17 protein-coding genes are annotated in these 17729 nt (G+C 50.0%); 15 read left to right on the top strand and 2 right to left on the bottom strand.

Annotation, left to right across the window (positions count from 1 at the left end):
* Positions 1 to 47 precede the first annotated feature (47 nt).
* The gene (locus tag ACFVSO_RS04280) at positions 48 to 686 is read left to right on the top strand and encodes a nitroreductase family protein (RefSeq protein WP_387470421.1); all 639 of its coding nucleotides are present in this window, start codon (positions 48 to 50) and stop codon (positions 684 to 686) included.
* Positions 687 to 1078: 392 nt separating this feature from the next.
* The gene (locus ACFVSO_RS04275) at positions 1079 to 4285 is read left to right on the top strand and encodes a glycosyl hydrolase family 18 protein (RefSeq protein ID WP_387470419.1); all 3207 of its coding nucleotides are present in this window, start codon (positions 1079 to 1081) and stop codon (positions 4283 to 4285) included.
* Positions 4286 to 4397: 112 nt separating this feature from the next.
* Here ACFVSO_RS04275 and ACFVSO_RS04270 read toward each other — a convergent pair whose 3' ends face one another.
* Both ACFVSO_RS04270 and ACFVSO_RS04265 read right to left on the bottom strand, forming a co-directional pair.
* The gene (locus tag ACFVSO_RS04270) at positions 4398 to 4787 is read right to left on the bottom strand and encodes a VOC family protein (RefSeq protein WP_387470417.1); all 390 of its coding nucleotides are present in this window, start codon (positions 4785 to 4787) and stop codon (positions 4398 to 4400) included.
* A gap of 233 nt (positions 4788 to 5020) precedes the next feature.
* Positions 5021 to 5224, bottom strand: a complete 204-nt coding sequence (locus ACFVSO_RS04265) for a hypothetical protein (protein WP_387470415.1) — start codon at positions 5222 to 5224, stop codon at positions 5021 to 5023.
* Between the two features lie 217 nt (positions 5225 to 5441).
* On the opposite strand from ACFVSO_RS04265, the gene ACFVSO_RS04260 reads away from it, so the two are divergent.
* From ACFVSO_RS04260 to ACFVSO_RS04200, 13 genes are all read left to right on the top strand, one after another.
* On the top strand, positions 5442 to 5867 hold the full coding sequence (locus ACFVSO_RS04260; protein ID WP_387470413.1) for an NUDIX hydrolase: 426 nt from the start codon (positions 5442 to 5444) through the stop codon (positions 5865 to 5867).
* A 270-nt stretch (positions 5868 to 6137) separates the two neighbouring features.
* Complete coding sequence (locus ACFVSO_RS04255) at positions 6138 to 6911, top strand: SDR family oxidoreductase (protein WP_387470411.1); 774 nt, start codon at positions 6138 to 6140, stop codon at positions 6909 to 6911.
* Between the two features lie 167 nt (positions 6912 to 7078).
* Entirely contained in the window at positions 7079 to 7735 is a 657-nt protein-coding gene (locus ACFVSO_RS04250; RefSeq protein ID WP_387470409.1) for a metallophosphoesterase family protein, read from the top strand.
* 136 nt (positions 7736 to 7871) lie between these two features.
* Complete coding sequence (locus ACFVSO_RS04245) at positions 7872 to 8732, top strand: ankyrin repeat domain-containing protein (RefSeq protein ID WP_387470407.1); 861 nt, start codon at positions 7872 to 7874, stop codon at positions 8730 to 8732.
* Positions 8733 to 8846: 114 nt separating this feature from the next.
* Entirely contained in the window at positions 8847 to 9836 is a 990-nt protein-coding gene (locus tag ACFVSO_RS04240) for an aldo/keto reductase (RefSeq protein WP_387470405.1), read from the top strand.
* Positions 9837 to 9884: 48 nt separating this feature from the next.
* Complete coding sequence (locus ACFVSO_RS04235; protein ID WP_387470403.1) at positions 9885 to 11252, top strand: LLM class flavin-dependent oxidoreductase; 1368 nt, start codon at positions 9885 to 9887, stop codon at positions 11250 to 11252.
* 45 nt (positions 11253 to 11297) lie between these two features.
* Positions 11298 to 12080, top strand: a complete 783-nt coding sequence (locus ACFVSO_RS04230) for an ABC transporter permease (RefSeq protein ID WP_387470401.1) — start codon at positions 11298 to 11300, stop codon at positions 12078 to 12080.
* Between the two features lie 30 nt (positions 12081 to 12110).
* Positions 12111 to 13139: an ABC transporter substrate-binding protein gene (locus ACFVSO_RS04225; RefSeq protein ID WP_387470399.1), complete on the top strand. Its 1029-nt coding sequence runs from the start codon at positions 12111 to 12113 to the stop codon at positions 13137 to 13139.
* A 19-nt stretch (positions 13140 to 13158) separates the two neighbouring features.
* Positions 13159 to 13932, top strand: a complete 774-nt coding sequence (locus ACFVSO_RS04220) for an ABC transporter ATP-binding protein (protein ID WP_387470397.1) — start codon at positions 13159 to 13161, stop codon at positions 13930 to 13932.
* Positions 13933 to 13962: 30 nt separating this feature from the next.
* Positions 13963 to 14826 (top strand): sulfurtransferase, encoded by an 864-nt coding sequence (locus tag ACFVSO_RS04215; RefSeq protein WP_387470395.1) that lies wholly within the window; start codon positions 13963 to 13965, stop codon positions 14824 to 14826.
* A gap of 303 nt (positions 14827 to 15129) precedes the next feature.
* A complete protein-coding gene (locus tag ACFVSO_RS04210; protein WP_387470393.1) occupies positions 15130 to 15687 on the top strand; it encodes an RNA polymerase sigma factor in 558 nt (185 codons plus the stop codon).
* The gene (locus tag ACFVSO_RS04205) at positions 15684 to 16661 is read left to right on the top strand and encodes a zf-HC2 domain-containing protein (RefSeq protein WP_387470391.1); all 978 of its coding nucleotides are present in this window, start codon (positions 15684 to 15686) and stop codon (positions 16659 to 16661) included. Before ACFVSO_RS04210 ends, ACFVSO_RS04205 begins: the two co-directional genes overlap by 4 nt.
* A 199-nt stretch (positions 16662 to 16860) precedes the next feature.
* Entirely contained in the window at positions 16861 to 17493 is a 633-nt protein-coding gene (locus tag ACFVSO_RS04200; protein WP_387470389.1) for a flavin reductase family protein, read from the top strand.
* The last annotated feature ends 236 nt before the right edge of the window (positions 17494 to 17729 follow it).

Genomic DNA, 17729 nt, shown 5'->3' with positions numbered 1-17729 from the left:
ACATACACCATGTCAAAAAATCTAAGGTTATCAAGAGGAGAGATTCTATGTTTACGAGTACTCAAAATAACGATTTTGCCAATATCGTAAAGGGACGGCGCTCTGTTCGTCATTATGACGAGAGCATTAAGATATCGAGAGAAGAGATAAGCGAAATGATTGCGGAAGCCAGCCTCGCTCCGTCGTCTGCCAATATGCAGCCTTGGCGCGTAGTTGTAGTGGATACGCCAGAGGGAAAAGAAAAACTAAGACCGCTGGTGCGGTTCAATACGTTGCAAAATGACACTTCATCCGCTATGGTATTAATTTTTGGTGACACCGAGAGCTACTTAAACGCTGAAGAAATCTACAATACAGCTGTGGAGCAAGGGAAAATGCCAGCTGAAGTAAGAGATCGTCAACTCGAAACGATTTTATCGATGTTCCCGGCTTTGCCGAAAGAGCTGAAAGTTGAAGTTGCCAAAGTCGATAGCAGCCTGTTTGCGATGCAGTTCATGTTAGTCGCTCGCGCACATGGTTATGATACCAATCCCATGGCGGGATTTGAGGTTGATCAGGTGGCACGGGCATTTGATCTGGATGAGGAACGTTATGTTCCGGTCATGATTATTTCGATAGGAAAGGCCAAAGAAGAAGGATATGAGACCGTTCGATTGGCTTCTGAAAAAATTACATTTTGGAGATGAAAAAAGACAACTTACTTGTGCGCCGCTTGGATTAGCATCAGCGAAAATCTGATGACAAAGGGAAATAGAAAAGGTTAAAACGGAGATATAGTACGCAGATTGAAGTACATCGCATTGACGATGTACTTCTTTACTGTAGAATCAGTTTGTAGTCATTTGTTGTAAATATTATCCAGACAAGACGTGAGAATAGAGTATTTTCTCTGAATTTGTATTATATTTTCATGAATATAATCGTTTTTAACCCCTGCAGTAGCGAATTAACCCCCTATGAAAAAGTCAGAGGTATGAATAAAATCATAGTGAGAGCAAAAAGAATGCGCTTTCATTTCTAGGTTTACTAGGTTTATTGCAAGTGAAGAACACAAACTTAATGGGGGGAATTGTCACAAATGAGAAGAATGAAAAAAACGGTTGCGATTATGTTATTATCAGCACTTGTAGTCTTGTCCGTGCTGCCAGGTTTGGCCTTGGCGGCAGCATCAGGTGCGCCGGGATCGCCAAGCTTATACCAAAGCAACTGGAACAACAGCCCGAATTATTCAATTGGATTCAATATGTGGTGGGGCAATAGCGGTACGACCTGGAAATTGTATGAGAATAACGTTGTTGTTCATACAGGAACACTAGCAGATCAATCTCCTAATGCACAATCTGCCTCGTTTGCTTTCACTGACAAGCCATCCGGTACTTATGTATACAAGGTTGAACTAATCAACTCCTACGGCTCATCCACATCAGGTACAATCTCCTATCAAGTTATTAATGCGAACGGCGGCGGGGATTCGCAAGTGCCTTCCGTGCCAGCAGATCTCGCAGCTTCAGATATTACAGAAAATTCAGTTAAATTATCCTGGAATGCTTCTACTGATAACGTAGGTGTGACAGGCTACGAGGTTTACCAAGGCGGTTCATTGGCAGCTACTGTAGCAGGTACTTCCTATACGGCAACAGCGCTTTCTGCTGGCACGGCCTACACGTACACGGTAAAAGCGAGGGATGCGGCAGGCAATGTATCGGCAGCGAGCCATCCGCTTGTTGTAACAACGCTTGCTGTTACTCCTGACACATCAGCTCCTTCCGCTCCGGCAAATTTGACAGCTTCGAACGTGACATCAAGCTCCGTAAGCCTGGAGTGGGCAGCGTCGACAGATGACGTTGGCGTAACGGGCTACACGGTTACTTACGGCTCCACGAGCGTTTCTGTATCGGGTACAAGCACAACCATTACAGGTTTGGCTACCGGCACAGCTTACACATTCGCAGTTACCGCGAAGGACGCAGCAGGCAATGTATCGGCAGCAAGCAACTCAGTTGTTGTAACGACGCTTGCCGTTGTTCCTGACACAACAGCTCCTTCCGTTCCGGCGAACCTGACCGCTTCCTCTGTAACATCCAGTTCCGTGGCCCTCACTTGGGCAGCGTCGACAGATAACGTTGGCGTAACGGGCTACACAGTTTCCTACGGCTCCACAGAAGTTTCCGTAACCGGAACAAACGCAATCATCACAGGTCTGACAGCTAACACTTCGTACACGTTCGTGGTTAAAGCGAAGGATGCAGCAGGCAATGTATCGGCAGCAAGCAATGCTGTGACGGTATTGACAGAAACAGCACCCATCAATCAGGATGCCTGTCGGCCCGAAGGATTGTATGATTCCGGCGTAGCAGGCGTACCTTATTGCAGCGCTTACGATGCAGACGGCCGCGAGCTTCTTCCGAATGGTCTGGATCGCCGCATCATCGGCTACTTCACAAGCTGGCGTACAGGTGATAACGGACAGCTTAGATATTTGGCTTCCGACATCCCTTGGAACAAATTGTCGCATATCAACTATGCTTTTGCTCATATCGACAGCAATAACAAAGTTTCCGTAGGCAGCCAATCTCCAAACAACGCATCGTTAGGCAAAACATGGCCTGGAGTAGCAGGAGCAGAGATGGACCCGTCTTATTCCTTCCAAGGTCACTTTAACTTGCTGAACAAGTTCAAGAAACAGAACCCAGGCGTAAAAACACTGATTTCCGTTGGCGGCTGGGCAGAAACAGGCGGTTACTTTAACGACAATGGAGATCGCGTAGCGAATGGCGGTTTTTACACGATGACAACTAATGCTGACGGTTCTGTCAATGAGGCGGGGATCGAGGCTTTCTCCGATTCTGCAGTAGCATTCATCCGTCAATACGGCTTTGACGGTGTGGACATCGACTATGAGTACCCGACTTCCATGAAAGATGCCGGCAACCCGCATGACTGGGCATTCTCGACGCCTCGTCTAGCTGGACTTGCAAAAAGCTATGATGTATTGATGAAAACACTTCGTACGAAGCTGGACGAAGCTTCTGCTGAAGACGGCCAGTATTACATGCTGACGATTGCATCTCCATCTTCCGGTTACCTGTTGCGCGGCATGGAGACATTTAACTCCCTTAAATATTTGGATTATGTCAACGTCATGAGCTATGATCTTCATGGCGCTTGGAATGAATTCGTAGGACCAAACGCACAATTGTTCGATGACGGCAAAGATGCGGAGCTGAAAGCGGCTGGTGTATATTCTACGGCTGAATACGGCGGTATCGGCTACCTGAACACAGACTGGGCTTATCATTATATGCGCGGTATGATGCAAGCTGGACGAATCAATGTCGGCGTGCCTTACTACACACGCGGATTCCAAAATGTTGTAGGCGGCACAAATGGCCTATGGGGTACAGCTAAGGGAACCGTATGCCCTACTGAATTGAAAGGGAAATGCGGTGACGGTGCGGTAGGCATCGACAACCTGTGGCATGACAAAAACGACACAGGTCATGAGCTGGGAGCAGGCTCTAACCCGATGTGGCATGCGAAAAACCTGGAGTTTGGCATCCGCGGTACGTATCTGGGCGATTATGGACTGGAAGCTGCTCCATTGACGGGCGTGTATACGCGCCACTACGATGAGACGCTTGTTGCTCCATGGTTGTGGAACAGCACAAAACGTGTGTTTATCTCCACAGAAGACGAGCAATCGATTAACGCTAAAGCGGACTGGGCCATTGAAAACAGTATTGGCGGTTTGATGATTTGGGAGCTTGCAGGCGACTATGGTTGGGATGCCAGTAAATCGGAATATGGTGTAGGCTACACGATGACAAGCGCTATGTACAACAAATTCTCGAATACAACGCCGTATGGCAACACAAACCGGACAATTGCAATGCCAGCTGAGAAGTTTGATGCTACTATCGAGTTTACAGGCTTTAAATTGGGGGATCAGAACTTCCCGATCAATACAAAGATCAAGCTGACGAATAACAGCAATACAACGATTACAGGTGGAGCTGTTATTGAATTTGATGTTCCAACATCGACTAATGCCTTGTTCCGTAGCTGGAACGGTGATCAGGTCAGCGTAATCTCTACAGGTCATACAGGCAATAATATTGGCGGTCTAAAAGGCGATTTCCACCGAATCGCGATTACGGTTCCTGGCTGGAAGTCGATTGCACCGGGAGCGTCAGAATTGTTCGACCTTGTGTATTACTTGCCGATTAGCGGCCCTGCCAACGTTACAATTACGATCGATGGCGTAACTTATTCGCTGAATCCGTAATGGAATGTAAGCTGAATATGGCGCGATCGTGATCTGAATGATAAGCGCCATACCGAAAGGCATTGCAAAGGCAGCTTCATCCTGACAGGGAGGGGCTGCTTTTGCTTTTAAATTAGTCCGGTTGATAAAGATCGAACAGATTGCCGTCCAGATCTTGGAATCCAACGCCCCAGCCGCCTGGAACCCGATTGGGTTCTCCGTGAAAAACAACGCCTCGCGCTTTCATTTCGTTATAATCGCTATGAATATCATTCGAAAGGAACATGATTAGAATTTGGTCGGCGGCTTGTCTGCCGATTAACGATATTCTTTCTGGCGTATCGGCCTGAACAAGCTCAATCATCGTCTGATTGTCCCTATTCGGGGCGACGGTTAGATAAGACCATCCCGGTGCTAGCTCGATGTCCGCACAGACAACAAACCCAAGCTTTTCGATGTAAAAGGTTTTGGCTTCCTCCTGATTCTTAACAAAGACTGTGATTTGGGCGGCATTTGATATCATCCATCTTCCCCCTTTATTTCGTTTGCGTTAGGATAATTGTATCAGCAGTAATACAGGCGGATTTCTTCTCGATTGCGCAATATGGATATGACTATACATCTTGGAGATCATCCAAGTGACAAACAGACAGAGGAACACTTCACAGCACATGAAGTGTTCCTCTGTCATTTATTTTTTTGTTTTTTCACAACAAGATGAAAGAGTATTCGATCAAGTATTAAGCCAACTAAAAATCACGTAAGCAAATTACAAACATAGTAGAATAGAATTGTATATTTTCCTCCAGGCTTAAATGGATGCCAATCATTTGACCATAGAGGAGGCGTTGTGAAATAGAGTAGTAGATTTTTATCATCCCAACCTAAAATATTTTGAATAATGATCATAAGAGCAATAAGAGCAAACCAGAAACGAAAAGATTTTAGTAGTTTCTTCACTTCAGTCCTCCATTCGTATTTTTTCAACGAATACAAATGTAACGAAAATTATACAACATAATAATACCCAATCCGCAGCTTTTTGTATATTTTTGTAAAGAAAAAATCTTCCCTCTTTATCTCGTTTGCGTTAGGATAATTGTATCAGCAGCAAGCAGGCGGACTTCTTCTCGGATACGCAATAAAGGATATGACTATTCGGATTGGGGGCAGTTGTATGTATTTTGTTAATGTAGAGGGTGCTGTATTCAAAGAGGACAAGTGGCTCATCATTTGGCGCAGCGAGAAAGAGGAGCATGCGGGAGGGGGGCTTGCTCTTGTAGGAGGTACGGTCGAGAATGAAGGCAACTCGGTCGATATCCTAGAGAGGACATTAAGAAGAGAACTGCTTGAAGAAGTGGGGATTGAGGTGAAAACGAAGCTGAGCTATGTTAGAAGCACTTCTTTTATGCTAGAAACTGGCAGCGAAGTTCTCGATATCGTGTTTTTGTGCGAATATGACAAGGGTGAAGCGTATGCTAAGAGTCCAGATGAAGTGGATGCTGTCTATTGGATGAGTACAGATGAAATTCTAGGTCATTCCAATGCCCCGATTTGGTTAAAGGACAGTATTAGAGCGGCGCATACGCTTCGTCACCGTTAAATCAATATTGACCCCTCGCATCAATCGTGTTACTTTATCCTTGGAGATGATGGAAGGGGAATTAACCGATGGCAGGTACTTTGTAATGGCGATGTTGTGATGGAACACGATCCCCAGGGGAAGTGTGCCTTCTTATGCCATTATAAAGGGACGCAAGGTTAATGAGTTATGAAACCAGTGCGGACACCTTTGTGTCCGTTTTTTTGTTGGGAAGACCCCATCTCCAATAACTCTATTGCCATGCCTCCTTACATTCAGGAGGAATAATAGATGAATCGTTTGCAAGGAAAAGTAGCCATTATTACAGGTGTAAGCCGCAGCCGAGGAATAGGAAGCGCCATTGCGCGAGCTTTGGCGAGCGAAGGGGCCGATATCTTTTTTACGCACTGGTGCCGCTATGACGAGGAGCAGCCTTATGGCGCCGAGCAGGAATGGCCTGCCGTATTCGCGGAGGAGCTGCGTTCTTATGGAGTTCGGGCCGAGTCGACGGAGCTTGATCTTTCCGATCCGCTATCGCCAGTGAGGCTGCTGGATGGGGCGGAGCGACAGTTAGGATTGCCGAGTCTGCTAGTGAATAATGCGACCTATTGCAAAGAAGTCGGCTACCAAGAACTAAGCGCAGACATTCTGAATAGGCATTGTGCAGTCAATATTACGGGTACTTGCATGCTCTCTGTAGAGTTTGCCAGGAGATTGGCTGCGGGCCATGGAGGGCGTATCGTCAACTTGGTCTCGGGGCAAGACAAGGGCCCAATGCCGGGCAACTTGGCTTATGTGGCGACAAAGGGGGCGATCTCGGCCTTTACCGTATCGCTGGCGGCTGAGCTAGCACCGCTACGGATAACGGTCAATGCGGTAGATCCCGGACCGACAGATTCCGGATGGATGGACGATTCCTTGAAGCAATACCTGCTTCCGAAATTCCCAATGGGGAGAATCGGGCAGCCGGATGATGCGGCGAAGCTGATCAGCTTTCTCTGTCAGGATGATGCGCAGTGGATTACCGGACAGATCATACACTCCGATGGCGGCTTTTGGGGTTGAGGATACTTAACTATTAATACCATTAACATACATCGTCAGAGAGGCAGCGTGCCTTAGGCGATGTATGTTTTTTGGGTTCAAAGTTTCTGAGCTTGCATCTGTACACGTATCTGATGGGACGCTGTAGTAATAGTCAATGACAACGAGATGTAGTTCGGGAGGTAAAGATGGAATTATTAGTAGTGGGTGATGTGCACGGATGTTTTCATACTTTCTCCAAGTTATTGGACGAGCATTGGGATAGCGGCAAGCAGATCCTGGTGCAGCTTGGGGATTTATTGGATAGAGGCAAATTCGCGCCTGAGACCCTTCTGTATGCGATCGAATTGCAGCAAAAGGTTCCTGATCGAGCTTGCTTCTTGAAGGGGAATCATGAGTTTGAGGCTATTTTGCATGTAGAAGAAGGAAATGAAAATTGGCTGAGACAGTGTGGAGAAGAGACGTTAAAACAATTTGAAAGAAAATCCTTAGAGCTGGCTAACTATATGTCCTGGATGAAGTCGAGGCCTCTATCCTATGAAACGGACCATGTATTCATTAGTCACGCTGGCATCTCTCAGTCCGCAGACCATCCATTTGAAGAATCACATCCAGAGAGTGTGTTGTGGACAAGGGGGAAATTAAAGCACATAGGCAAACTACAGATTATCGGGCATACGCCTTGCCAGTCAGGAAGGGCTGAATTTGATGTTGAGAGCAATACATGGAATATTGATACAGGGGCTTATCGGCCGAACGGGCTTTCAGCCGTAAAAATAGATGATGAGGGCCAAGTCGCTGAATTTATTTTTGTACCTACTCTAGCTATTGATGTATCGGGTTAATAGGTGAGAATTCATGTCAAAAGAGTCTACGGAATTAATTCCTTGTAAATCTATATGAATTTATGCTATTCAAATGTCCTAATCCGTGTTATAGTAATTTTGTAATTTTAATTACACGTAACCGATGAGGAGTGCCATGCCTAAGAAAAAAAGTACCGCTGTGCTCTCTATACGATTAGATGACGAGGCGCTTAAGGCTGTGGATCTGCTAGTCGAGTCAGGACTCGAGTCCAATCGATCAAGAGCGGTCACCCATTTCGTCAATATGGGAGTACGCGCTTCCCATGATCTGCTGGTGCGGGCGCGGGAGCAAGCCGATAATCTTCAGCGGCTGCGCAATGAGATGTTCGAGGCAGTCAAGCTGCGGGACATCGGCAAGGTCGCAGAGCTGATCGACAAGGATGCAACTCTTGTGAACGCCAGCAACAAGCAAGGGGAGACTCCCGTACTGCTTGCCGCGTTCATGAGGGCGAACGACATCAAGGAGCTGCTGCTTCAGAACGGCGCGGGCAGGCTGAATGTATTCGAAGCTGCCGCTGTCGGATACAGCTCAAGGGTGAAGGAGCTGCTGGACAAATCTCCGGCGCTGCTTAACAGCTATAGTCACGACGGATTCCCGTTGCTGTCTCTGGCTACCCACTTCGGCAATACCGAGACGGTAGAGCTATTGCTAAGCCGCGGTGTCGATGTGAATGTCCGCAGTCGCGACGGCAGTCTGAATAACACGGCAATTCATGCTACCGTATTCGGTGGCTACAGTCATCTTGTAGACCTGCTGATAAAGGGCGGAGCCGATATTCATGCCAAGTGTGAGGGTGAGCTGAGACGAGGCTTCAATGTCCTGCATGTGGCGGCTTACTTCAATAACGTGCCACTCATCGAGAAATTCCTCAGCTATGGGGCTGACAAGACGGAGAAGAATGACAATGGCGAGACGCCATATGAGCTGGCCATATCGCTCGGCCATACAGCTTCCGCGGAATTGCTGAACATTTAACTGACAACTAATAATTACATACGACAATTCGACCGAACAGACGGAGAAAACGCTTGATGAGTAGAGCGGGTTCCGTCTGTTTTTTTGTCGTATTCCGGAAGGAGCGAACGTAGAATGCAATATCGGAGATTAGGGAGAACGGGCTTGAAAGTATCCGAAGTCAGCCTTGGAACGATGGCGTTCGGGAGATGGATCGATGAGAGATCGTCGGCAGAGGTGCTGGACACGGCGCTGGAGGCGGGAATTAATCTGATCGATACCGCAGACGTGTACGGCAGCGGAATGGATACGCAAGACCACTCGAGGTTCGGCGAAGCCGAAGAGATTCTGGGCAGGCTATTACGCGGACGACGCAATGACATCTTGCTGGCGACGAAGTTCAGCGCTCACGTAGGGGCGGGAGTGAACGATGGCGGTCAGAGCCGTTACCATGTCTACCGCGCATTGGAGAATAGCTTGCGCCGATTGCAAACCGACCACATCGATCTGTATCAGGTGCATGTGTTTGATCCCGACACGCCGATCGAGGAGACGCTGCGAGCGCTCGACGATTTGGTGAAGCAGGGCAAGATCCGCTACTTGGGCTGCTCCAACTATGCGGCTTGGCAATTGGCGAAGGCGCACGGGTTAAGCGCACTGCATGGCCTGCACCGGTTCGAGAGCGTGCAGCCGGAATACAGCCTGATTACAAGAGGGATTGAACGTGAGCTTGTGCCCTTCGTCGAATCCGAGAAGGTTGGCATCATCAGCTATAGTCCGCTGGGCAGAGGGATCTTGAGCGGCAAGTACCGCAAAGGTGAAGCCCCGCCGACGGATTCCAGACTCGCTTTAGGCGAGAAGAGGCTGGAGCTGCTGCTGGAATCGAATCCGGCGTACGCGCTCGTGGACAAGATCAGGCCGCTGGCTGAAGCGAGAGGTTGGACACTGGCGCAATTCGCGCTTTCCTGGGTGCTGAGCCATTCTTATGTATCCTCCGCAATTCTCGGAGCTTCGAAGCCGGAGCAAATTCGGGATGCATTGCAGCATGCCGGGGAGAGGCTGACGGCAGCAGAGCTTGCTGAAATCGATGAAGTCTCCCGTGTGATTGGTCTTTTTTTGAAATAAAACCTACTTTTCTTATAGATAAACTACAACATTAGGAGGATGAAAACCATGACTCAACCTAAGCGTCAACTCCATCTCGGTCTATTCCTGTTCTCGACCGGTTACCATCCGGCTGGCTGGCGGCTACCGGAAGCGACTACCGACGGGGCGTTCGACCCCAAATTTCTGCACCGGGTTGCTCGGCGATTGGAGGATGCGAAATTCGACTTTTTCTTCCTCGGGGATGCCCTCGCGACAAGCCCGGACATGCAGCATACTTTCCCGTCGCAGATGGTGCGATTGGAGCCGTTCACGATGATTGCGAGCATTGCGGCCGTTACGGAGAAGATCGGACTGATCGTTACGGCGAATACGACTTACTCCGAGCCGTACACGATCGCACGCCAGACAGCATCTCTCGACTACTTGAGCGGAGGTCGGCTTGCGTGGAATGTCGTGACGGGCATGGACGTGCGTGCGGCTCAGAACTTCAGCCGTGAGAAGCATTGGGACAACTCCAAGCGCTATGATTATGCGGATGAATTCGTGGAGATTGTGCAGCAGCTGTGGGATTCCTGGGAGGATGAGGCCTTTGTCCGGAACAAGGAGACTGGCGAGTTCGTCGACGGGAGCAAGGTGCACCGGATTAATCATGAAGGGGAGCACTTCTCCGTCGCCGGTCCGCTGAACGTAGCCCGGCCGCCGCAAGGACAGATTCCGCTTCTTAACGCAGGGACGTCGGAGCGCAGCCGTGATCTTGGCGCGAAGCTCTCCAGCGCCGTCTTCTCGGGACAGATTCTGCTGGAGGTGTCGAAGCAGTTCTACTCGGAGATCAAATCAAAGGCAGTTGCGTATGGACGTAATCCCGATGAGGTATTTATCCTTCCGGGCCTTGTGCCTCTCGTTGGGCGTACCAAGGAAGAGGCGCATGCCAAGTACCGTGAGCTGAATAGCTTGCTCGTGACGAACTATGATGTCGCGCCACTGTCTGCGAGGATTGGCATTGATCTATCCGCTTATCCGCTTGACGGACCTTTGCCGGATTTGTCGCTGTCGACACTTCCGGGCGACGAGGTGAAATGGCTGGTAGCGCTCGCGCAGCGTGCGGAAGGTCGCGAAGACATTACTGTGCGGGAGCTGTTCCATTACTTCGCGGCTACGTCGAGAGGACATCTGCTAATCGTCGGTGATCCAGAGGAGATCGCGGATCAGATGGAGGAATGGTTCGTGGAGCGGGCGGCCGACGGATTCAATATTTGCCCTCCTTATATGATGGACGGAATCGATCTCTTCATCGATCTGGTTGTGCCGGTTCTGCAGCGCCGAGGGCTGTTCCGTACAGAATACGACGCAGATACGTTCAGAGGACACTTCGGCTTGTCTCGCCCGGAGAATCGTTTCGCCAAGAGGGCTGCGTTGCAAGGTGCTGGCGAGTAACGCGAGAAGCCTTTATGAGACGGCGGGCTGGAAGGGGAGAACCGTATGAGCAATTACGATAGCAACAAGCGCTACAGATGGCGCATTATTATCGGGCAGGTCGTGCTGCTGATCGCTTGTCTGGGCATTATTGAATACATCGTGCGAGCGGAGATCGTCGGCAGCTTGTATTTGTCCAAGCCTACTCAGGTCATCGAAGAAATCTACAAGCTGTTCGTGGACGGCGAGATCTTCCATCATCTACTCGTGACGCTTCAGGAATTTGCAGCGGGGTATCTGCTCAGCGCGTTCGCGGGCATCGCGACAGGGCTGTTCCTTGTACTCGTACCGCATGCGGAGGCGTTCTTTCGACCTTTCCTGTCGGCGCTGCTTGCGATTCCGAAGGTGACGATTATACCGCTGCTGATGCTTTGGCTCGGTATCGGGTTATCGCACAAGGTCGCGATTGTATTCCTGTTCTGCTTTTTCACCATCGCATTCAATACCATTACAGGAATCAAGCAGACAGCGGAGGCGCATCTCAAGGTTGCGAAGGTATTCGAAGCCTCCAGGCTGCAGACCATTGTGAAGGTCATACTGCCGTCCGCGGCGCCGACGATTTTCGTCTCACTTCGGGTATCGGCTGCGACAGGGCTGGTTGGCGCGCTGTTCGGCGAAATGGTGGCGTCCAAGGACGGACTCGGCAATCTGCTGGTGCAAGCTACTTCCTTGTACGATACGGCGAAGGCTTTTGCCATTATTACGGTTGTGACGGTCGTCTCTGTGCTTATTATTGCTGCAATCGATCTGCTGGAGAAGCGGGTCGTGCTTAGATGGAAGTCCTCATAAACAAGCTTGAATTCAAAGGAGAGAGTCATCATGTGGAAGAGAAAATGGATAGGAACTGGAATCATCACCATGTCGCTTGCGCTTGTGCTCGCAGGCTGCGGCGGCAGCAATAACTCGCCTGGGGCAACCCCTGCGGCTTCGGGCGGTGCAACTCCGACAGATGCGGCATCGGGAGGAGAAACAACGGAGCTTCAGAAGATCAGATATTCACCATTCAACGGGGTGAGCGGTCTTGCCGTAAGATTCGGCATAGAGAAAGGCTTCTTCAAGGAAGAGGGGCTGGACGTTGAGCTAATTACGACACAGAATCCGATTGAAGCTCTGACGAGCAAGGACATCGATATTGCCGACAGTGCCACGACGAATGTCATCGTCGCAGCCGGCAAGGGGGCGCCGCTGAAGATCGTCTCGTCGATGTTCCGCACGAAAGGCCCGTTCTACCTGATCGCAAGGCCAGGGATCGAGAGCGTAGAAGACCTGAAGGGCAAGAGCATTGGAGCTGCAGTGCTGGGCAGCGGTCTCGACGTATACACCCAGACGATTCTGAACAAGCATGGCCTAAGCAAGGAAGATGTCACTTATCTGGCTAACGGGGTGAACGAAGCGGCGTATGCCAGCCTTACTTCTGGCCAGGTTGATGCCACGATCATTCACGAGCCATTCGCATCGCTTGCAGAGATCGAGGGAACAGGCACCATTCTTGCGAAGGGCTGGGATTACCTGCCGACCTTCCATACAGGTGTTCTGGTGTCCCGCAATGATTTTATCGAGAAGCATCCGGAGCTTGTAGAGAAGCTGCTGCGCGCTTATTTCAAGTCGCAAGAATATGCGAAGAGCAATCAGGATGAGTATAAGGCCTATTTCCTCAAAAATGTGAAGGTGGACGCGGCCGTGGTAGACAAGGCGTTCGAGCGAGAGAATGTGCTATGGGAGAACAACCCGGATGTGAATTTGGATGCGCTGCAGGATACGCAGCAGGTTCAAGTCGATCTCGGCTTCCAGGATCAAATTTATGACATTAAAGACTTGCTGGATTTAAGCTTTATTCCGAAAAAATAAGCGTAAGCGGGGTGATCGTATGGAGGCTTTCTCTATCCGCGGCGTATCGAAGGTATACGGGGGAGCGACTCCGACAGAGACGCTCTCCGACATTCATCTGACGATTGAGGACGGAGAGTTTCTCAGCATTCTTGGGCCAAGCGGTTGCGGCAAAAGCACGCTGCTCGAAATTTTGGCCGGACTCCAGCTGCCCACCTCCGGCGAAGTCTGGTTTGGCGGGGAAAAGCTGAAGGGACCGGGGATTGAGCGGGGCGTGGTGTTCCAGGATCCATCGTTATACCCATGGAGAACGATATACAAGAATGTAGAGCTGGGACTCGAATTTCGAGGCGTCTCGAAGAATGATCGCCGGGAAGCGGCGCAGCGTTATCTTGATCTGGTCGGACTGGGCGGATTCGAGCACAAGTATCCTCATCATCTGTCGGGCGGCATGAAGCAGCGGGCGGGGATCGCGCGGGCGCTTGCGAACAGTCCCGAGGTGCTGCTTATGGATGAACCGTTCGGCGCGGTCGACCATCTGACGAGGCTGCAGCTGCAAGATGATTTGCTGAAGATTTGGGCTACAGAGAAGAAGACGGTGGTGTTCGTTACGCATGACGTATCGGAAGCGGTATTTCTGGGCGATCGGGTCGTATTGCTCTCCCCAAGGCCGGGACGGATTAATAAAATCTTCCAAGTGTCGAAGCCGCGTCCGCGCAAGCGCGACGATGTGGAGCTGCTCAAGATACAGAATGATATATACGCGGCTATTCATGATGTGAAGTCGCAGGACAGTCTGGAATTTACGATCTAATTTTAGAATGGAAGAGGAGCGTGAAGGGTAATGTCGTCTAACGTAGTGAGTGTAGAACAATTGAAGGTAAGGCTCAATAGCGGAGAGCGGATCGTGCTTCTGGACGTACGATTTAATCCCAAGGAATCTTCTTATGGACGCGAGGCTTATGTGAAGGGGCATCTGCCTGGCGCGCACTTTATAGACTTCAAGGCGGACTTGACCCGCCCGGCAGAGGAGCATGGTGGACGCAGTCCGCTGCCTTCACCAGAGGAGCTGGCTTCCTTGTTCGGGTCGCTCGGCATCGATCGCGATACGGCTGTCGTTGCTTATGAAGATGGCAACGGTCCAGCGGCTTCGAGACTGTGGTGGTTGCTTCATTACTTGGGCGCGGAGCGCGTGCAGGTGCTGGACGGCGGTTATTCTGCTTGGACGGCTGCTGGCGGAGAGGTAACGACGGAGGTGTCTGTTGATTCAGAGCCGCGCAAATTCGTGCTGGTGGTTCAAGCCGACTGGCTCGTCGGTGTAGACGAGGTGCGCACAGCATCCTCTGGAAGCGGCCAGAGCGGCGTGAAGCTGGTGGACTCGCGTGACGCCGCGCAATACGCTGGCCTGGAGGCGCCGTTCGATCCGGTCGCGGGACATATTCCGGGTGCGCTCCATTATTTCTGGAAGGATGCGCTGCTCGATGATGGCTCCTGGAAGTCGCCGGAGCAGCTCCGCGAGCACTTCGCGAATCTGCCGAAGGAAGAGGAAATCATCGTCTATTGTGGCTCCGGCATCTCGGCAACGCCTAACGTTCTGGCGCTCCGCGAAGCGGGCTACGAGAATGTGAAGCTGTATGCGGGGAGCTGGAGTGATTGGATCTCGTATAGCGAGAATCCGATTGCGGTGGGGGAAGAGGAGAAGGCTTAGTCAGCATAGTAGTAACTGAATTGGAGTACATCGCTCGTGTGGCGATGTACTTCTTTGCGTGGTGCTTAATGTCGTCGAAGTCAACAGGTTGTCAACGCTCACCTTCTGAAAATATTTTCGGGTACCTCCCAACCGGGCATAGGTCCGACCTTGGTCAGCGGAATCTGACCGAGGACTAGTATAATATGGTGAAAAATTTGAGGGCTTTGACCGTTCTGCCGCGCAGGTTCTGTTATTGCTAGTTGCCCATGTTGTGCATGTTGCTTATGCTAAAATTTGTTGGAAAAGGTTGTATCCTTTTAGGTGCTTCGTTGTCTAATAGGTAGCGGACAGAAGGGAGGGGACGGGCTGGAAAGCTTTGCTGATGTCTATAAAGCGTACGCAGATCAGGTTTTCCGTTATGTGCTGTCGTTGACAGGGGATTGGGACCAGGCGGAGGAGCTAACGCAGGAGACTTTTTATCGTGCATTCTTGCATATCGGAAGATTTAGAGGCGACAGCTCCTTATATACCTGGTTATGTCAAATTGCCCGTAATTTGTACTTGAATGCAAGCAAGCGCGGAAGCAGGGAACAGCGCAGCAGCCAACTGCAACGGATGCAGCAAAAAGAGGTGGACGCTACTCCTCACAACCGCGGTGAATTTGCTGCCGGGCTTGTGAAGAGGGAACAGGCAACAGCGCTACATCGCGTGCTGCACGGCATGCCTGAGCCCTACAAGGAGGTATTCACTCTGCGCGTGTTTGGTGAGCTGAAATTCCGCGAGATTGCTGAGTTATTTGGTAGAACGGAAGGCTGGGCTAAAATTACATACTCTCGGGCGAAGAAACGCCTTATTCAGCAAATGGAGGTGGAGGAATGAAGCAAAATCTGGATAACGAGAGTGTTTGCGGCATTGTGCACGATTTGCTGCCCCTATATGTTGAGCGCGAATGTACACCACAGAGTCATCGCATGGTCGAAGAGCATCTCAAGACCTGTCCTGCATGCCGCAGCTTGTGCGAACGTATGGTGCAGGAGAGCGCTAATGATACGGTAATTATGGCGAAATTCCCGCAGGGAAGTGAGAAGGGGGCGTACCGCGAGACTGATGGTCAGGAAGAAGATGGTGATCATGGCAGTCATATTGACCACGGCGATCCTGGCGCTCTGATTGGAGCGGGCTTACCCATTTCACCACTTGAGAGGGACCGGCAGGCAGTAAAGATTATGCAGCGCTTGCGTAGACGCAGGGTGCTGTGGGTACTTCTATTGCTGATAGTAATTGTGCCTGCCAGTTGGCTGGGACTGAACGAGGCCACAGGCGAGGGGCTGTCCTTTCGCAATGCCTATGATCATTATCAGGCAATGCGATTTATTGATGAACTGGAAAAGGGCAACCATGCGTCTGCGTTTGATTATTTTAACATGGAGCAGGAATATGCAGATCTGCAGCATGACTTATCCCTCGAACGGGGACTTTCTGAAGCGCAGCGGGCCATTTATGAGGGCATGACATATGAGGCGTTTGTCGCCTACAGTAAAGAACGTTTTGTCCAAGGAATGGAGGAGTTTACGCGGTTGGGGTATCGGCTTCAGCGGGAGGGCGGTATTTGGGCAACGAGAGACGTGGTGAAAAATCCATTGACTGGGCAAAGAAATACGATTTATAGCTATCAGATAGACATTCGCCTGACTGATAAGCACGGGACGGAGCAATCTGGGCGGATGTCCTTGATTACCTATCCTTATTCCGATGTACCTCACTCCTTCCGGATTGGGGGTTATCTCGGCTTGGATGAAGGAAATCTGATCGGGGTACTGGCACAGAAGATGGATTATTGGGACTGGGGTTAGCGAGAATCCGGTGGTTATTTGGGAAGTCGAAAGACAATTACAGTATGTAAATCTCAAATCAGCAGCCATTCCGTTTGAAGCATGATATATTGTACAGCTCTATTTTGCGTTCTTGCTATCCTATTCCCAATTCGTATAATTGCCTCCCTATCTGTGCTACATTGGGTGCACATGATCATCTGGAGGAGGAATGAGCGTTATGAGTATAACAACGCATGTTGAAATCAAACCTAAAATCCTTTATTTTGGCTCATCTGTTGTGCTGATCAGTACGATAAATGAAGATGGAACTCCAAACTTGGCGCCTGTGTCATCGGCCTGGTGGTTGAATCGATCTTGCATGCTCGGGCTAAGCCACAAATCGCAGACTGCTCGGAATATGATAAGAGAGGGAGAATGCGTGCTGAACTTACCGTCCATCGACTTGATCCCGGCGATCGAACGTCTCACCCTACTAACCGGACGAAACCCGGTCCCGGAATCTAAGGCAGCAAGGGGTTATCGATTCGAAGCGGATAAATTCGGGGTGTCGAAATTGACCCCTCTACCATCCCGGGAGGTCATGGCGCCTCGGGTGCAACAATGTCCCATTCACTTGGAGGCGAAGCTCGTCAAGATACACCCTTTCGAAGAGCCAAGCTCGCTAGTTGCCTTGGAGGTCCGTATTGGGAAAATTCACGTTGCACAACATTTGACGATGAAAGAGCATCCGAATTATGTTGATCCGTCCAAATGGAACCCGATGATCATGAATTTCTGCGAATATTTTGGCCTAAGCGAACAACTATCCAATTCCCGGCTAGCCCCGGTGTTCGGACCGGCTGAAGCGTAGACAGATAGATAATAGGATATAAATTTTGAATACATCGCCATGTGGCCAAAGCGCCCCGGCGATGTTTTTTTATGCTTTGAAGTCAACAAAGAGGCAATAAACGAGTTACCCTGGCATGCGTATTCAAAAGGTACGAGGCTTAGGCTACAAACTCAAGATGTAATCGTTTTTCAAAGGAAAATCAAAGGTCTATCCATTATAATCCACCTAAATATAAGTAAGGGGGATACAAAGCA

This window comes from Paenibacillus sp. NPDC057967, from assembly GCF_042887015.1.
Taxonomy (GTDB): domain Bacteria; phylum Bacillota; class Bacilli; order Paenibacillales; family Paenibacillaceae; genus Pristimantibacillus.
This window is presented reverse-complemented; position numbering and strand designations above follow the sequence as displayed.

Coding starts and splice junctions, on each gene's coding strand:
- ACFVSO_RS04280 (WP_387470421.1), top strand. CDS start 48: ATGTTTACGAGTACTCAAAATAACGATTTTGCCAATATCGTAAAGGGA.
- ACFVSO_RS04275 (WP_387470419.1), top strand. CDS start 1,079: ATGAGAAGAATGAAAAAAACGGTTGCGATTATGTTATTATCAGCACTT.
- ACFVSO_RS04270 (WP_387470417.1), bottom strand. CDS start 4,787: ATGATATCAAATGCCGCCCAAATCACAGTCTTTGTTAAGAATCAGGAG.
- ACFVSO_RS04260 (WP_387470413.1), top strand. CDS start 5,442: ATGTATTTTGTTAATGTAGAGGGTGCTGTATTCAAAGAGGACAAGTGG.
- ACFVSO_RS04255 (WP_387470411.1), top strand. CDS start 6,138: ATGAATCGTTTGCAAGGAAAAGTAGCCATTATTACAGGTGTAAGCCGC.
- ACFVSO_RS04250 (WP_387470409.1), top strand. CDS start 7,079: ATGGAATTATTAGTAGTGGGTGATGTGCACGGATGTTTTCATACTTTC.
- ACFVSO_RS04245 (WP_387470407.1), top strand. CDS start 7,872: ATGCCTAAGAAAAAAAGTACCGCTGTGCTCTCTATACGATTAGATGAC.
- ACFVSO_RS04240 (WP_387470405.1), top strand. CDS start 8,847: ATGCAATATCGGAGATTAGGGAGAACGGGCTTGAAAGTATCCGAAGTC.
- ACFVSO_RS04235 (WP_387470403.1), top strand. CDS start 9,885: ATGACTCAACCTAAGCGTCAACTCCATCTCGGTCTATTCCTGTTCTCG.
- ACFVSO_RS04230 (WP_387470401.1), top strand. CDS start 11,298: ATGAGCAATTACGATAGCAACAAGCGCTACAGATGGCGCATTATTATC.
- ACFVSO_RS04225 (WP_387470399.1), top strand. CDS start 12,111: ATGTGGAAGAGAAAATGGATAGGAACTGGAATCATCACCATGTCGCTT.
- ACFVSO_RS04220 (WP_387470397.1), top strand. CDS start 13,159: ATGGAGGCTTTCTCTATCCGCGGCGTATCGAAGGTATACGGGGGAGCG.
- ACFVSO_RS04215 (WP_387470395.1), top strand. CDS start 13,963: ATGTCGTCTAACGTAGTGAGTGTAGAACAATTGAAGGTAAGGCTCAAT.
- ACFVSO_RS04205 (WP_387470391.1), top strand. CDS start 15,684: ATGAAGCAAAATCTGGATAACGAGAGTGTTTGCGGCATTGTGCACGAT.
- ACFVSO_RS04200 (WP_387470389.1), top strand. CDS start 16,861: ATGAGTATAACAACGCATGTTGAAATCAAACCTAAAATCCTTTATTTT.